15 protein-coding genes are annotated in these 16,294 nt (G+C 32.9%); 9 read left to right on the forward strand and 6 right to left on the reverse strand.

The window, feature by feature from the left end:
* Positions 1-7 precede the first annotated feature (7 nt).
* Positions 8-886, reverse strand: a complete 879-nt coding sequence (locus tag J8L88_RS02945) for an ABC transporter permease (protein WP_027394844.1) — start codon at positions 884-886, stop codon at positions 8-10.
* Positions 887-1,194: 308 nt separating this feature from the next.
* Between J8L88_RS02945 and J8L88_RS02950 the strand changes: the two genes are divergently transcribed.
* The 7 genes from J8L88_RS02950 to J8L88_RS02980 all read left to right on the forward strand — a co-directional run bounded on the left by J8L88_RS02950 (position 1,195) and on the right by J8L88_RS02980 (position 9,214).
* Complete coding sequence (locus J8L88_RS02950; RefSeq protein WP_155839740.1) at positions 1,195-1,332, forward strand: hypothetical protein; 138 nt, start codon at positions 1,195-1,197, stop codon at positions 1,330-1,332.
* 161 nt (positions 1,333-1,493) lie between these two features.
* Positions 1,494-2,426 (forward strand): ketopantoate reductase family protein, encoded by a 933-nt coding sequence (locus tag J8L88_RS02955; protein ID WP_211059894.1) that lies wholly within the window; start codon positions 1,494-1,496, stop codon positions 2,424-2,426.
* 59 nt (positions 2,427-2,485) lie between these two features.
* Positions 2,486-5,299, forward strand: a complete 2,814-nt coding sequence (gene leuS / locus J8L88_RS02960) for a leucine--tRNA ligase (RefSeq protein WP_211059895.1) — start codon at positions 2,486-2,488, stop codon at positions 5,297-5,299.
* Positions 5,300-5,389: 90 nt separating this feature from the next.
* Positions 5,390-5,671: a SemiSWEET transporter gene (locus J8L88_RS02965; protein WP_233557452.1), complete on the forward strand. Its 282-nt coding sequence runs from the start codon at positions 5,390-5,392 to the stop codon at positions 5,669-5,671.
* 133 nt (positions 5,672-5,804) lie between these two features.
* Complete coding sequence (ald, locus tag J8L88_RS02970; protein WP_118387903.1) at positions 5,805-6,920, forward strand: alanine dehydrogenase; 1,116 nt, start codon at positions 5,805-5,807, stop codon at positions 6,918-6,920.
* Between the two features lie 105 nt (positions 6,921-7,025).
* A complete protein-coding gene (locus J8L88_RS02975) occupies positions 7,026-7,718 on the forward strand; it encodes a zinc metallopeptidase (protein WP_211059896.1) in 693 nt (230 codons plus the stop codon).
* Between the two features lie 80 nt (positions 7,719-7,798).
* The gene (locus tag J8L88_RS02980) at positions 7,799-9,214 is read left to right on the forward strand and encodes an FAD-dependent oxidoreductase (RefSeq protein ID WP_211059897.1); all 1,416 of its coding nucleotides are present in this window, start codon (positions 7,799-7,801) and stop codon (positions 9,212-9,214) included.
* On the opposite strand, the gene J8L88_RS02985 is transcribed toward J8L88_RS02980, so the two are convergent.
* The 3 genes from J8L88_RS02985 to J8L88_RS02995 all read right to left on the reverse strand — a co-directional run bounded on the left by J8L88_RS02985 (position 9,203) and on the right by J8L88_RS02995 (position 12,453).
* Positions 9,203-10,546, reverse strand: a complete 1,344-nt coding sequence (locus tag J8L88_RS02985; RefSeq protein WP_211059898.1) for a glycosyltransferase family 39 protein — start codon at positions 10,544-10,546, stop codon at positions 9,203-9,205. The two genes, J8L88_RS02980 and J8L88_RS02985, sit on opposite strands and share 12 nt — an antisense overlap.
* Positions 10,543-11,013, reverse strand: coding sequence for an Lrp/AsnC ligand binding domain-containing protein (locus J8L88_RS02990; RefSeq protein ID WP_027394851.1), 471 nt, complete (start codon positions 11,011-11,013; stop codon positions 10,543-10,545). Before J8L88_RS02990 ends, J8L88_RS02985 begins: the two co-directional genes overlap by 4 nt.
* Positions 11,014-11,082: 69 nt before the next feature.
* Positions 11,083-12,453, reverse strand: a complete 1,371-nt coding sequence (locus tag J8L88_RS02995; protein WP_027394852.1) for a saccharopine dehydrogenase family protein — start codon at positions 12,451-12,453, stop codon at positions 11,083-11,085.
* Positions 12,454-12,606: 153 nt separating this feature from the next.
* Here J8L88_RS02995 and J8L88_RS03000 point away from each other — a divergent pair, with 153 nt between their 5' ends.
* Positions 12,607-12,990: a DUF423 domain-containing protein gene (locus J8L88_RS03000; protein WP_027394853.1), complete on the forward strand. Its 384-nt coding sequence runs from the start codon at positions 12,607-12,609 to the stop codon at positions 12,988-12,990.
* A gap of 67 nt (positions 12,991-13,057) precedes the next feature.
* Positions 13,058-14,674 (forward strand): phosphoenolpyruvate carboxykinase (ATP), encoded by a 1,617-nt coding sequence (gene pckA, locus J8L88_RS03005; protein WP_027394854.1) that lies wholly within the window; start codon positions 13,058-13,060, stop codon positions 14,672-14,674.
* Positions 14,675-14,779: 105 nt separating this feature from the next.
* Here the strand turns inward: pckA and J8L88_RS03010 are convergent, their stop codons facing one another.
* Entirely contained in the window at positions 14,780-15,526 is a 747-nt protein-coding gene (locus J8L88_RS03010) for a uroporphyrinogen-III synthase (protein WP_027394855.1), read from the reverse strand.
* Between the two features lie 35 nt (positions 15,527-15,561).
* Positions 15,562-16,215: a DUF4271 domain-containing protein gene (locus J8L88_RS03015; protein ID WP_027394856.1), complete on the reverse strand. Its 654-nt coding sequence runs from the start codon at positions 16,213-16,215 to the stop codon at positions 15,562-15,564.
* Positions 16,216-16,294 lie beyond the last annotated feature (79 nt).

Genomic DNA, 16,294 nt, shown 5'->3' on the forward strand with positions numbered 1-16,294 from the left:
TTACTCTTTAATAATATAATTCATCAGTTCTCAGATTTAGGAAACGTTGGGTAGCAAAAAAAGTACTAATCCAGGTAATTAAAATTCCAATCCCAAAAACTCCTCCGAACAAACCTATCAATAATATTTTATCACTAAGCAATGTTAGTTCCGGAAAAGCCTTATCTAAATAATATAAAACTACAGCAACACCAATTAGAGCAACAATAGCACCTATCATTCCTAAACGAACACTTTTCCAAACAAAAGGTTTGCGTATAAATCTTTTCGTGGCTCCTACCATCTGCATAGTCTTAATAATAAATCGTTTAGAATAAACGGAAAGTCGTATAGAACTATTAATTAAAAGTACTGCGATAAAAGTAAAAATCCCACTAATTAGTAATACCCAAAAGCTTATTTTCTTGATATTATCATTTAACAAAGAAATTAGAGGCTTATCATATGTTACTTCGTCAACAAAATCTTTTTTGGTAATAGTAGTAGTAATTTCATCAATTTTTACTTGATCTACAAAGTCAGCTTTAAGATAAACATCAATTGAATTTTGTAAAGGATTATAACCAAGAAAATCCATAAAATTCTCTCCTATATCTTTGCTGTGCTCTTCGGCCGCTTCTTCCTTAGAAATGTAGGTAGTTGATTTTGTGTATTCTGCAAGTGCTAAACTTTTTTCCATCTGTTTTATCTCTACTTCTTTTGCAGTATCTTTTAAATAAATGGTAAGTGCAATTTTTTCTTTAAAGTGATCAGCTACTTTTTTAGTGTTTAATACCAAAAGCCCTAATAAACCTAAAAGGAAAAGTACCAGAGAGATACTAATCACCACAGAGAAGTAAGAGGATATTAGTCTACGCTTCTGATATTTTTCGAAAGATGAGCCCATAGAGATTTGTTTTGCAGGTAAAAATAATAAATTAATCCTGTTACTAAAATAGGATCTCGGTATTAAGAGGTGTAATTAATTTTTACTATTTGGATAACGAATAATAAGAGTAAAAATTTTTCGGTTTTAACTATATGTTTGTCTAAAATGTCTTTTGGATACTAAAACTCTGTCAGGTTATTTTATTTTGTTTCGTAATTCCACAGATTTAAGTAGAACTTCAACATTAAATAAACCAAAACGCTCAATTGTTAATATGTGATAAGATTGGGTGTTAAATTTATAATTCACTAAAACTTAAAACCATTATGAAAAAAGACATCAAAACGTTAAAGCTTAAAAAAACAAAGATTTCTTTACTTAATTTAAATAAGATTAAAGGAGGAGGAATTAGTCTAGCAAGTCGCAGAGCACTCTGCCATACTACTGCTTCTCAACTTTGTTAAAGTAAAGTTTTTTATTAAGTGATAAAATGGTGGTAATTGATATTATCGCCATTTTCTTTTTTTGAAATCTTAATAAAGAGTATATTCCGTACAAAGGAATTTTAATAATGGTCTAATGCTTAAATTAGGGATTGCCTCATTTGATCAAATAATCCATAAATATGCATACAGTAATTATTGGTGTTGGTGGTGTTGGAGGATATTTCGGAGGTAAAATATCTCATTCTGGACAAAAAGTATCTATGATTGCTAGAGGAACCCATCTTCAAGCAATACTTAATAATGGATTAAAGATTAAAAGTATTGATGGCGATTTCGAAACTAAGCCTTTTCTTGTAACGGATGATATCAAAAAAGTTGATAAGGCGGATCTGATATTGATCTGTACTAAATCTTGGCAGGTTATAGAAGCTGCAGAACTTATTAAGCCAATGCTAAAAGAAGATACTATTGTAATTCCCCTTCAAAATGGCGCAGATAATACTGAAAAAGTAATGTCTGTCATTGATCCAAAATATGTTTTGGGAGGGTTGTGTAAGATTTATAGCAAAATTGAATCTCCTGGAGTTATTTCACATTTCGGTCATGCTCCAGAGGTAATTTTTGGAGAATTAAATGAAAATACTTCGGAGCGTTTATTAAAAGTAAAAGAAGTTTTTGATAAAGCAGGGTTTAAGAATAAAGTTTCAGAGAATATTCAAGGAGATATCTGGAGTAAATTTATGTTCATTGCTACCGTTAGTGGTTTAGGAGCATTAACTAGAGCGACAATAGGAGAAATGTATGCGCATCCAGAATTGAATAAAATGCTTAGAAATACTGCTCTGGAGATATATCAAGTCGCTCTAAAAAAAGAAGTTGCAATGCCACCAAACATTGTAGAAGGAATTATGAATTTTATTGGTAAACAGCCATATACTGCAACAGCCTCTACACAGCGGGATATTATGGAGGGTAAGCCTTCAGAGTTAGATAATTTTAATGGATTTATTGTAAAAGAAGGTAAAAAACTAGGCGTAGAGACACCTACAAACGCATTTGTTTATAGTTGTTTGCAACCAATGGAAGCAAAAGCTAGAAAGGCTAAAAACTAAGATGAAAAAGTATACTTAACTCGCATAAAATCGTAAATTTGCGGTCTTAATTTCAGATCATGAGTTACGATTTTAATACGATTGAAGCCAGATGGCAAGCCTATTGGGCAGAGAATGGAACGTTTAAAGCTGAAAATAACAGCGATAAACCAAAATATTATGTACTTGATATGTTCCCTTATCCGTCAGGAGCTGGACTTCATGTTGGGCATCCATTAGGATATATTGCTAGTGATATCTATGCTCGATATAAACGTCACAAAGGTTTCAATGTATTACATCCGCAAGGATATGACTCATTTGGGTTGCCAGCAGAGCAATATGCTATCCAGACTGGGCAACATCCTGCAATCACTACTAAAGACAATATTGCTAGATATCGTCAACAATTAGATAAAATTGGTTTTTCTTTTGATTGGAGTCGAGAAGTTAAAACGAGTGATCCTACATTTTATAAATGGACACAGTGGATTTTTATTCAGCTTTTTAATTCTTGGTATGATAATGATGCTGATAAGGCAAGGTCAGTTTCTGAATTAGAACAATTGTTTTCCGAAGAAGGAAATACAAATATTAATGCAGTATGTGATGAAGATGTGATTGTTTTCACGTCTGAAGGTTGGAATGCTTTTTCATCTAAAGAAAAACAAGAAGTATTATTAAAATATAGGTTAACCTATCTTGCCGAGACAGAGGTGAACTGGTGTCCGCAATTAGGAACAGTGTTAGCAAATGACGAAATCGTTAATGGAGTTTCTGAACGTGGTGGTTATCCGGTGATCCGCAAAAAGATGACGCAATGGAGTATGCGTATTTCTGCATATGCACAACGTTTAATTGACGGATTAAATACGATTGATTGGCCGCAGCCTCTAAAAGATTCTCAAACAAATTGGATTGGTCGTTCAGAAGGAGCAAGTGTAACCTTTAATGTAAAAGATCATGATGAGGTGATTGATGTGTTTACTACGCGTCCTGACACTATTTTTGGTGTTAGTTTTATGACATTGGCTCCAGAACATGAATTAGTAGCTAAAATTACTACTCCAGAACAAAAAGCCGAAATTGAAGCTTATATAGAAGCTACAGCAAAACGTAGTGAACGTGATCGTATGGCTGATGTAAAAACAATCAGTGGGGTTTTTACAGGTGCTTACGCAGAGCATCCATTTACAAATGAACCTGTGCCAATCTGGATTGGCGATTACGTGTTAGCAGGATATGGTACAGGAGCTGTAATGGCTGTACCTTGTGGAGATCAACGTGATTATGATTTTGCAAAACACTTTGATATTGATATTCCTAATATTTTTGAAGGAGTAGATATTTCTGAAGAAGCGTTTGCGGATAAAGACAATACCATCATTGCTAATTCTGATTTCTTAAATGGATTAAAGTATAAAAAAGCAGTAAAAACTGCGATTTACGAATTAGAAAAGTTAGGTCAAGGAAAAGGTAAAATCAATTATAGATTGCGTGATGCTGTATTTAGTCGTCAGCGATATTGGGGAGAGCCGTTTCCGGTGTATTATGTAGACAGTATGCCGCAAATGATTGAGCTAAAACATTTACCAATAGAATTACCTGAAGTAGAAAAATATTTACCAACCGAAACAGGTGAACCGCCATTAGGTAGAGCAGATGTTTGGGCTTGGGATACTACTAAAAATGAAGTCGTATCTAATGATTTTATAGATCATGATACAGTTTTTCCTTTGGAGTTAAATACTATGCCGGGTTGGGCGGGAAGTTCGTATTATTTTAATAGATATATGGAACCTAATAACGAAGATGAGGTTTTTTCGCAAGATGCAATTAACTACTGGAAAGAAGTAGATCTATATATAGGAGGAAGTGAGCACGCAACTGGTCACTTATTATATGCACGTTTCTGGCAGAAATTTTTATTTGATAGAGGAATTGTTCCTGTGGATGAATTTGCGAAGAAGCTAATCAACCAAGGAATGATTTTGGGCACTAGTGCTATTGTTTATAGGATCAGTGGCACGAATAAATATGTTTCCAAAGGATTGAAAGATCAGTACGATGTAGAGGAACTTAGAGTGGATGTTAATATGATAAATGCATCTGATGAGTTATTGCCTGAGGATTTAAAAAATTGGCAACCGCAATTTAAGGATGCAGAATTTGAACTTGAAAATGGTAAGTACATTGTCGGGAGAGAGGTAGAAAAAATGTCCAAAAGATGGTTTAATGTAGTAAATCCGGATGGTGTTTGCGATCAATATGGAGCCGATAGTTTACGATTATACGAAATGTTCTTAGGGCCATTAGAGCAAGCAAAACCTTGGAATACAGCAGGAATTACTGGTGTACATGGATTTTTAAAGAAATTATGGAAACTATACCATAATGGAGATGCTTTTGGTGTAACGGATGCAGAACCTACAAAGGATAATTTAAAGACCTTACATAAAACCATTAAAAAGGTAGAAGAAGATATAGAGAACTTTTCTTTTAATACTTCGGTAAGTACCTTTATGATTGCAGTAAATGAATTAACTGCTCAGAAATGTAATAGCAAAGAAATTTTAGAACCATTATTGATACTAGTTTCTCCATATGCTCCGCATATAGCAGAAGAATTATGGAATAAATTAGGTCATAATGAATCTATAGCTACAGCTGCTTTTCCAATTTTTGAGGAAAAACATTTGGTAGAAAGCACAAAACAATATCCTATATCCTTTAATGGTAAGATGCGTTTTACAATGGAACTTCCTTTGGATTTAAGTAAAGAGGATATTGAAGCTGCAGTTATGGCACACGAAAAAACACAACAACAATTGGATGGACGAACACCTAAAAAAGTGATCGTAGTGCCAGGTAAGATTGTAAATGTTGTTGGGTAGTTCTTAGAAAGAAATTTATGTCAGTCTGAACCTATCGAAGACTTTTATGTTGTAACACTTCGACAGGTTCAGTGTGACTATAATAAGTTTATGACTTTTTTAGTAACAGATATGATCAACTCGGTAGAAATTCTTGGATTTGTTGCAGCAACTTTGACTACAGCTGCTTTTTTGCCACAAGTGTATAAAACCTGGAAGACTAAATCCGCAGAAAGTTTATCACTGTCGATGTTATTAATTTTTGTGATCGGAGTATCATGTTGGTTGGGTTATGGTCTTTTGATAAAAAGTTTACCTATAATTTTATGTAATCTGATTACTTTGATATCAGGCTTTTTATTACTCTATTTTAAAATTCGCTATAAAAACTAAAGAAAACTACCAATCCTGATTGTTTTTTAACAAGTTTTGCTAAGTTTTGTTAAATTACGGATAAGATATTTTTTAAGTGTATTTTATTGGTTTATTTCAAGAAAACTTCTATTTTCGACCCAAAAATAAGAATATGATAATTGGTGTTCCTAAGGAAATCAAGAATAACGAGAACAGAGTAGGTGTTACACCTGCTGGTACGATGGCGCTCGTTGGACATGGTCACACTGTTTTCATTCAGCAAAATGCTGGTCTTCAGAGTGGTTTTAGTGATGAAGAATATATTGAAGCTGGTGCAAAAATATTACCTACTATAGAAGAGGTGTATGCAACGGCAGAAATGATTATAAAGGTGAAGGAGCCTATAGAACCAGAATATAAATTGATCAAGAAAGATCAGTTATTATTCACATATTTCCATTTCGCATCAAGTGAGCCTTTAACAAAAGCTATGATTGAGAGTGGATCCGTTTGTATCTCTTACGAAACAGTAGAAGATCCTGATCGTAGTTTGCCATTACTTACACCGATGAGTGAAGTAGCGGGACGTATGTCGATCCAACAAGGAGCTAAATATTTGGAGAAACCATTAAAAGGAAGAGGAATTCTTCTTGGTGGTGTGCCTGGAGTTGCTCCAGCTAAGGTATTAGTTCTTGGTGGTGGTGTAGTAGGTACTCAAGCAGCTAAGATGGCAGCAGGAATGGGAGCTGATGTTACTATTCTTGATATTAGTATGAAAAGGTTACGTTACCTTGATGATGTAATGCCAGCTAACGTAAATACTGAATTCTCAAACGAATATACAGTTCGTAAACATATAAAAACGTCTGATTTAATTATTGGAGGTGTATTAATACCAGGAGCAAAAGCACCTAAGCTTATCACTCGTGATATGCTTAAAGATATGCGAACAGGAACGGTATTGGTAGATGTAGCTGTAGATCAAGGCGGGTGTTTTGAAACTACAAAACCAACTACACATCAAGATCCAGTTTATATTATAGATGATGTGGTGCATTATTCTGTAGCAAATATGCCAGGAGCAGTACCTTATACGTCAACTTTGGCACTTACAAATGTAACTTTGTCATATGCTATCCAATTAGCAAATAAAGGTTGGAAAGCAGCTTGTGCAGATAACGAACCTCTTAAAAAAGGATTAAATGTAATCAATGGAGATGTTGTGTATCCTGCTATTTCAGAAGCATTTAACCTTCCTCTGGAAGATGTAAATAACTATTTAAGTTAAACTCGACTTATTGGCTAACTCAAGTTTATTTAACTGAAAACCTCGTCTTTATGGCGAGGTTTTTGCTTTTATTGTTGTAAATTTAATAACAAAAAGTTTTTAATTATGATGGGATATTATGTAATAGCAGGGGTTATCTTCTTAGTAAGTTCTTATGTTAGTAATAAGCTAAAAAGTAAATTCAAGCATTATTCTAATGTACACTTACAAAATGGAATGAGTGGGGCTGAGATTGCTCAAAAAATGTTGGATGATAATGGGATACGTGATGTAAAGGTTATTTCGACTAAAGGACAATTAACGGATCACTATAATCCGAGAAATAAAACAGTTAATTTAAGTGAGGTAGTGTATAGCCAAAGAAATGCAGCCGCTGCAGCCGTAGCAGCTCATGAGGTGGGTCATGCAGTGCAACATGCAACAGCATATAGTTGGCTTACAATGAGGTCTAAGATTGTTCCAGCTGTAGGTATTGCTAGTAAGTTGTCGAACCTTGTTATCATGGTTGGTTTAGGATTATCTTTTACAGGTTCTTTACTTGGAAATACAATCTTTCTAATTGGTATTATTTTGTTTGCAGTGACTACATTATTCGCTTTTATTACACTTCCGGTGGAGTATGATGCTAGTAATCGTGCTTTAGCTTGGTTAGAAGATAATAGAATGGTTAATCAAGAAGAATATAATGGTGCAAAAGATGCATTAAAATGGGCGGCAAGAACTTATTTAGTAGCTGCTTTAGGATCCTTAGCTACATTACTTTATTTTATATCCATGTTTTTAGGTAGAAGAGATTAGGGAATATAGAAAGATATTAGGCTTTGTCTTGTTTTTATTTCAGTATCTTTTGCCACTAATTTTATATATAAAATAAATTGGTGAAAAAGGTAATTATCATTGGTGCTGGACCGGCAGGACTAAGCGCTGCGTATACGCTTAGTAAAAATGATATAGATGTAGTGGTTTTTGAGGCATCTCCTTATATTGGAGGAATGTCTAGAAGTTTTGATCTTTGGGGACAAAGAGTAGACTTAGGGCCGCATAGATTCTTTTCTAAAGAACCTAAGATCAATAATTTCTTTGATGAAATAATAAAAGAAGATTATGCATTAGTAAGTCGTCTTACACGGATATATTACAAAAAACGGTTTTTTGATTATCCTCTTAAATTATTAAATGTACTGAGTAATCTATCAATTACTACAATTTTTAGTATTCTATTTTACTACGGAAAACAGCGTATATTCCCAATAAGAAATCCAGAAACCTTCGAGAAATGGGTTACTAATCGTTTTGGAAAAAAGCTATATACTATTTTCTTTAAATATTATACAGAAAAATTATGGGGTATACCCTGCTCTAAAATTGATGCCGATTGGGCTGCGCAACGAATAAAAGGACTCTCTTTGTTTGAAGCGGTATGGAACGCTTTTAAAGGAAATAAAGGAAATAAACATAAAACTTTGGTGGATGAGTTTTCATATCCGAAAAATGGTACAGGTACTCTGTATGAGCGTTCAGCAAGTTATGTCGAAGATAACGGTGGAGTTATACATAAAAATAAACCTGTTCAGAGTATTGTTATAGAGAATAATCAGTGTAAAGGAGTAATAACAGTAGATGGAGAGAAACACGAAGCCGATTATATAATATCATCTATGCCGCTAACCTCTTTGCTCAAAGGAATAGGTTCTGTTCCGAAGTCGGTTTTAGACGCCTCTAATAAGTTATATTTTAGAAACACAATTTTGGTGTATTTAGAGATAGATAGAGATGATTTATTTGAGGATAATTGGATTTACGTGCATTCTCCAGAAGTTAGACATGGGAGAATTACCAATTTTAGGAATTGGTGTCCAAGTTTAAATAAAGGTAAAAACAGCACTATTCTGTGTTTAGAATTTTGGGCTTTTGATGCAGACCCAATATGGAAAGAAAAGGATCAATATCTTAGCGATATAGCTATCAAAGAGCTGAAAACTCTAAAATTAATAGGAGAGACAGAAATAATAGAAAATACCAAGATTGTACGAGTTCCTAAATGTTATCCTGTATACGAAATAGGATATCGTGAGCATCTTGATGTTATAGAAGATTATCTTATTGGGATAGACAAATTAACTCCAATAGGTAGATATGGTGCTTTTAAATATAATAATCAGGATCATTCTATTTTAATGGGAATCCTAGCAGCAGAGAATATCGTAAACAACACCAAAATTGATTTATGGAAAATTAATACAGATACAGAATATCAGGAAGATGGCGAAGTTAAGGATGTATTAATTCAATAATTTCTTTCTTTTTTTCTCTGTGTAGTAACTCTTTAGTGAAGTTGTTAAATTACTAAAGCCTAATACGGATATAACTAAATAACTAGGCAGAATAGGTACGAAAAATCTTGAAGCTCCCAAAGGACCTGTCAGTGCAACGATATATAAAATAATAAATAATATTGTTGCTAATATGAAACTTGTTTCACGATAATTCTTTATCCAAAACCAAATAAATCCAACGCCTTTTAAGAGGTTAAAAATCAAAATAATACTCAAGATAAAAAGAAGGGGTATCGGTTGGTTTTTTAGAAAGGTTATTGCTCCTCGAATACCTTTGTTATTAATATGGTGTAGTAGACCAATTTCTGGGTTCTCAGAATGCATTTTGAAAAAATTAAATAAATCAAATCTACCCGGATCTATAAATATTCGTACACATCCTTTTGCGTGAAATATACCGTAGCCTACGATGTCATCTTTTAGATACGAGATCACCTCTCTTTTTATAAAATCTTGTTGCTTTTTGTAACTATTAATTGCTATTGCATCTTGTTTGATTTGATCAGAAATTGTTTTAGCTTTTTCTGCACCGAATTTATTCTCATGAAAGTATTTCAGATTCCATTCTAATAAATTAATGTTCTGAATGCTTGAAAAATCAGTGCTTCCGGTTCTTTTAAAATTCCATGAAGAGTATAAAATAAAAATTAGGATTGGTAGGATAGCGCTAAGAGGGCTAAATCGGATTTTGGTTTTTTTATATAGTAAATAGGTGATAAGAATATTAGGAACTATAAATAAATAAAAAACAGGTTTTGTTAGAAACAATAGTATTATAACTATTTGATACCAAAGGATATTTTTCCAAGAAGGGTTTTTTAAGCACTGATGCAATCTATAGACGAGCAGTACTATAATGAATTGAAAAAAAATCTCACTCATTATAAGATTGCTGTATATGAATTGATTTATAGATGCAATAATAAAAAAGAAAAATAGACCATTGTTTATTTTGAAATTATTTTCCTCAAACACTTTTTTGATCAGTAATATGCTGCATATGGAAATAAGATTTTGACACAGTAATATCCCTATTTTGGTTTTTAAAAATAAAGAAGAGATAATGATAAATATACTATATAAAGGAGGTCTTTTTGTATAATGTCGGTAATCTATAGCGTCATTCAAATCTCTTGAGTAGAATTCGAAATCAGTTAAAATGTTCTTAGCTAATTCATAATATTCATAGGAATCCATTAAGAAAAAATCTCCAATGAAAATTTTTATTATCAAGAATAAAAGATGAAATCCTATTAAGCCAATAGTAAAAGGACTAATCTTGATTGTCATATTTTGATCTGTCTGCTTATTTGTTGGTCTAAAGATATAAATGTTTCGGTTCTTGAAACACCTTCGATGGCTTGTATTTCTTTATTCAATACATTCATCAAGTGTTCATTATCTTTACAAAGGATTTTAATAAAAATCGACCAATTTCCAGTGGTGTAATGGCATTCGATAACTTCAGGGATATCTTTTAACTGTCTAACCGCTTTAGGGTTGCTGACAGCTTTATCTAAGTACACTCCGACAAAAGCCATAGTCTTGTATCCTAATATTTTTGGATCGATAATAAATTTAGATCCTGCGATAAGACCTGAAGCTTCTAGTTTTCTTAATCTTTGGTGAATAGCAGCACCCGAAATACCAATTTTTCTGGCAATTTCGAGGATAGGTCTTCGCGCATCTTCCATAAGGTTACGAAGAATCTCTTTGTCTATACCGTCTATTTTTAGATTACCATATTGGCTTTTCATAAAGGTATATGATTACAATTATTAACCAAAAATAGAGGATAAGATTTAGAATTAGGACTTTTTTTAGAATTATCCTTTAACACCATCAGGATTATATCCTAGGTATTCACGCTCTTTTTCATTAAATATAATTCCGTACTCTTCTAGTTCTTTTAGTATAGGTGCGTATATTTCTTCGGTAATAGGTATTTGTACTCCGGTAGATGTGATTTCTTTATTTAGTATTTTTAACGTTGCCATTGCCACAGGAAGTCCAACAGTTTTTGCCATAGAAGTATATTTTTGATCTTCTCCAATGCTAACCATCGTAGCGTCTATTTGTTTACGCTCTCCATTAAGTTCATATCCAAACTTATGGTACATAACAATCATATCTTTATCACCTTCATCTAATGTCCATTTGTCCATTAAAATTTTTTGTAAGATCTGTGCTGGTGTTGCATTAGGAATCCCGACTTTTTTATCAATGTTAAAAATGTCGAGTTCTAATAACTTATCCCATATGATATCATCTTGATCGATTTTTAGATAATGGCGTAGCTTTAATTCTACTGAATCTGTCGGTGAGTATGCTAGAAATGAGTTTGTGAAATCACGGTAACTCATGTGTTCTGAGTTGGTTAAGGTGTAATCATCTGCGGTCATTCCTAATTGTACAAAAATATTCCAAGCTTTAGAAAACCCTACTCTTCTTATTGTACCACGGTACAAAGTTAGAATGTCTTCTAAGCCATATATGCTTTGGTATTTTAATGAATTTCTATTCGCATATGCTTCAAAACGACCATATTTTTCTACTTCTAGAAATTCTGTCCTTCTAAATAGTTTATGATAAGGGATGTATTTGTACGTTCCTTCTTGAAGAAATTCTGCAGCACCTCCTTGTCCTGCAACTACCACATTTCTGGGGTTCCAAGTGAATTTATAATTCCAAAGATTAGTGTCGCTTTCTGGGGCTACAAGTCCTCCGGTAAAAGATTCGAATAAAATTATTTTACCTCCTTGATTTCTTATTCTATCAATCACTTGCATAGCACTCATGTGATCAATGCCAGGATCTACTCCGATTTCGTTCATGAAGATAAGTCCTTTTTTCTTCACTTCTTCATGCAGTTCTTTCATTTCCTGGCTCACGTAAGAAGCAGTTACCATTGATTTTTCTAATCTTAGGCAATCTTTGGCAACTTCAATGTGAAATCGTGCAGGTAACATGGAGACTACAATATCTGCACTTTCGATAGCTTTTTTTCTAGAGTTTTGATCAAAAACATCTAGTGTAATAGCCTTGGTATTAGGGTGATTAGCAGCTAATGCTTTTGCGTTTGTAAGAGAAATGTCTCCAATGGTAATATCTAAATTTTCAGAAATAGATTTGTCCTGAAAATATTTGATTAAAACTGCTGTTGATTTACCTGCGCCAATGACTAGTATCTTTCGCATATCTAAATATTATTTTGATAACTTTGATGCGAATGTAGTAAATACATCAAAAAGTAAGTTCTCTATTTTGGCGTATTCATTATATTTTGAGATAAAATTTGTCTAAAATTCATTTTTTATTTAAAAAAATGATCAATTATTGCTGAAAAAGGAATGAATAAAACAATTTTGATTACCGGAGGAGTTGCGGCTTTATTAGCCGTATTGTTAGGGGCATTTGGAGCACATGGATTAGAGAAAATGGTAGATGGGGGTAATATCGAATCCTTTAAGACGGGTATTCGTTATCAAATGTATCATGCGATTTTTTGTATTATTTTAGGTAACATGACTATAATACAAGATGTTGCCAAAAAACGTGTTTTTTATTTCATCTTAATAGGAATGATTCTTTTTTCTGGATCAATTTATCTTTTGGTCATGGATGAATTATTAGGAATTTCTTTATCAAGTATTGGTTTTATTACACCTTTAGGAGGGTTGATGTTAATTTTTGGTTGGATTTTCTTTATAATTTCCCTTGTTAAGATTAAGTGATTTTTTTGACGGTTGGTGTAGTTTTTATTTATAATTTTGTCAAACATAACAAACACAACATATTTTTATGGAACCACTGTATCCAATTACGAAAACGATTTCGTTAAAGCATTACGGTATTGAAAATGCAACAATACGCTACCAGTTATCTCCAGAAGAGCTTCAGGAAGAAACGGTGCAAAAAGAACAGGGAAAACTTACCAAAAATGGAACATTAGCTGTTAACACGGGTGAGTTTACCGGTCGTTCACCAATGGATCGTTTTATTGTAAAAGATCAAATAACCGCCGAAAAAATTTGGTGGGGTGATATCAATATTCCTTTCGAGCCAGATGCTTTTGATGCGCTGTATGATAAAGTTATCTCATACCTTTCCGGTAAGGAGATATTTGTAAGAGATAGCTATGCTTGTGCAGATCCCGATTATAAATTAAACATAAGAGTGATCAATGAGTATCCTTGGTCTAATATGTTTGCTTATAATATGTTTCTTAGGCCAACAGAAGAGGAGTTAAAAGAGTTTGATCCAGAATGGACGGTGATTAATGCTCCGGGTTTTATGGCTGATGCATCTGTTGATGGTACACGCCAGCATAATTTCGCAATATTAAATTTTACAAAAAAAATAGCACTTATTGGTGGAACTGGATATACAGGTGAGATCAAAAAAGGTATTTTTTCTGCGTTGAATTTCATATTACCAGTATATAAAGAGACGCTTCCAATGCATTGCTCAGCTAATGTTGGTGAACAAGGAGATACAGCTATCTTTTTTGGTCTTTCTGGAACAGGTAAAACTACATTGTCTACGGATCCTAATCGTAAATTAATTGGAGACGATGAACACGGATGGACAAAAGAAAATACTATTTTCAATTTCGAAGGTGGTTGCTATGCAAAAGTAATTGACCTTTCTGCAGAAAAAGAACCAGAGATATATGGAGCCATTAAAAAAGGAGCGATTCTGGAAAATGTAATAATGGATAATGATGGAGAGGTTGATTATGCAGATACTTCAATAACTCAGAATACACGAGTAAGTTATCCAATTTATCATATTGAAAATATTCAGGAGTCTTCTATTGGTAAAAACCCAAAGAACATATTCTTTTTAACTGCTGATGCATTTGGTGTAATGCCTCCTATTTCAAAACTAACTCCAAGTCAAGCCGCATATCATTTTATATCGGGGTATACGGCAAAAGTTGCTGGAACTGAAGCTGGAGTTGTTGAGCCGACACCTTCTTTTTCTGCTTGTTTTGGTGCGCCATTTATGCCATTACATCCTGCTAAATATGCAGAAATGTTGGTTAAAAAAATGAAGGATACTGGTGTAAATGTATGGTTAGTAAATACAGGATGGACCGGTGGACCTTATGGTGTTGGGACTAGGATTAAGTTAAAATATACACGTGCTATGATTCAGGCGGTTCTTAATGGTGATCTAGGATTATATTCTTATGACAACTATCATATTCATTCTGTGTTTGGAGTTGCTCAGCCAAGAGAGTGCCCAGGAGTTCCGACAAAATTACTTAGCCCAAGAGCAACTTGGGATAATGATGAAAAGTATTATAAAACTGCATTTAAGTTAACAAATGCATTTAGAGAAAATTTCAAAAAGTTTGAATCATATGCAAATGAGGAGATCCGTAGAGGAGGTCCACAACGATATGGTTTTTAGGAATAGATAACGAAAAAGTAATTTTCGGAAATAAATAAAGCCAGGAATTTAAGTTCCTGGCTTTATTTATTTTACTAACTATCTAAATAGATAATTAGTATATGTTTATTTTTTATTTGCTTCTTTAATGTATTTCTGTAAAGCCATAGTCATTGAAGGTGTTTCTGGAGTTGGAGCTTGTATGTTTACTTCCAAATTATGTTCCTTAGCAGCTTTTACTGTAGAATTTCCAAAAACGGCAATACGTGTATCGTTCTGTTTGAAATCAGGGAAGTTTTCAAATAGTGATTTTATCCCAGAAGGGCTAAAAAACACTAAAATATCATAAAATACATCTCTTAAGTTAGAAAGGTCACTAACTACTGTTTTATAAAAGATAGCTTGCTTCCATTGTACTTTTAAATTATCTAAAGTGTCTGGAATTTCTGGCTTTAATTTATCGGAAGAAGGTAATAAAAACTTCTCATTTTTATATTTCTTAATCAGAGGAGTTAACTCTTGAAAAGTACGTTTACCCACGTAAATCTTTCTTTTTCTGTAAACTACATACTTTTGCAAGTAATAAGCAACTGCTTCACTCTGACAAAAATACTTAAGAGCGTCAGGAACTTTAAAACGCATTTCTTCAGCGATTCTGAAAAAATGATCTACAGAGTTTCTGCTGGTAAGTATAATCGCGGTGTATTGCGATAAATCTACTTTTTGTTGTCTCACTTCCTTAGCATCTACGCCCTCTACGTGAATAAACGGTATAAAGTCAATTTTTACCTTTTCTTTCTCCTCAAGTTCGAAATAAGGCGAATTTTCTACTTTAGGCTCTGGCTGTGAGACCAAAATCGTTTTCACTTTCATATATAGTCTTTATTTCTAATACGTCATCCTAATAATTATATAATTAGCTTGTACAGCATAAAATAGGGTGCGATTTCAAGAGCGCAAAGATACAAAATAAAATAAAACAAGTTGTTTAAAATGACGTTTTCATTCCTTCTGTATACAGAAAAAAGTATGATTAGGTTTAATAATAGTAAAGAAACTATCAAAACAATCATAACAATTTTTGAAGGTTTCACACTATAAACGAATAATAAATTAAGAGGTAATAAAATAACCCCCAAAAAATTACGATATGATATTTTATAGAATAAATAATCTTCAATCAAAGTTTCTATTGAAAATATTGTTGAAATGATCTTTTCAACTAAAATTTTACAGATAAACACAAAAAGGTAAAGAGAAACAATTTTAAAATAGAGCATCATATCAATAGTATCTCCTTGCCATTGGAAAGCTTCTATACATAAGTATGCAAATAGAGATATAGAAAGAATCTGTGCTAGAATAAGAACTGAGTTGAAAAATGTAGAAAGTTTATTTCCTTTTTGATTAACAACTATATATTTATTAGTATTAAAAAGCATTATAAATTCAGAAAAACGAATAGAATTTATAAGTTTAGCAGATGCTAATAACGTAATTGATACCATAATTACTATGGTGATCCAATCTGTCGAAATAAGTTCTCTTGCAATAAATTTCATACTCTTCTAAAGGGGTAAAATTAAGTCATAGGTATAACATAATAAAATAAAGTGTTGTAAATAAAGATGCAACACTAAT

Source organism: Aquimarina sp. MMG015, from assembly GCF_018100855.1.
In the GTDB taxonomy this organism is placed as follows: Bacteria; Bacteroidota; Bacteroidia; order Flavobacteriales; family Flavobacteriaceae; genus Aquimarina; species Aquimarina latercula.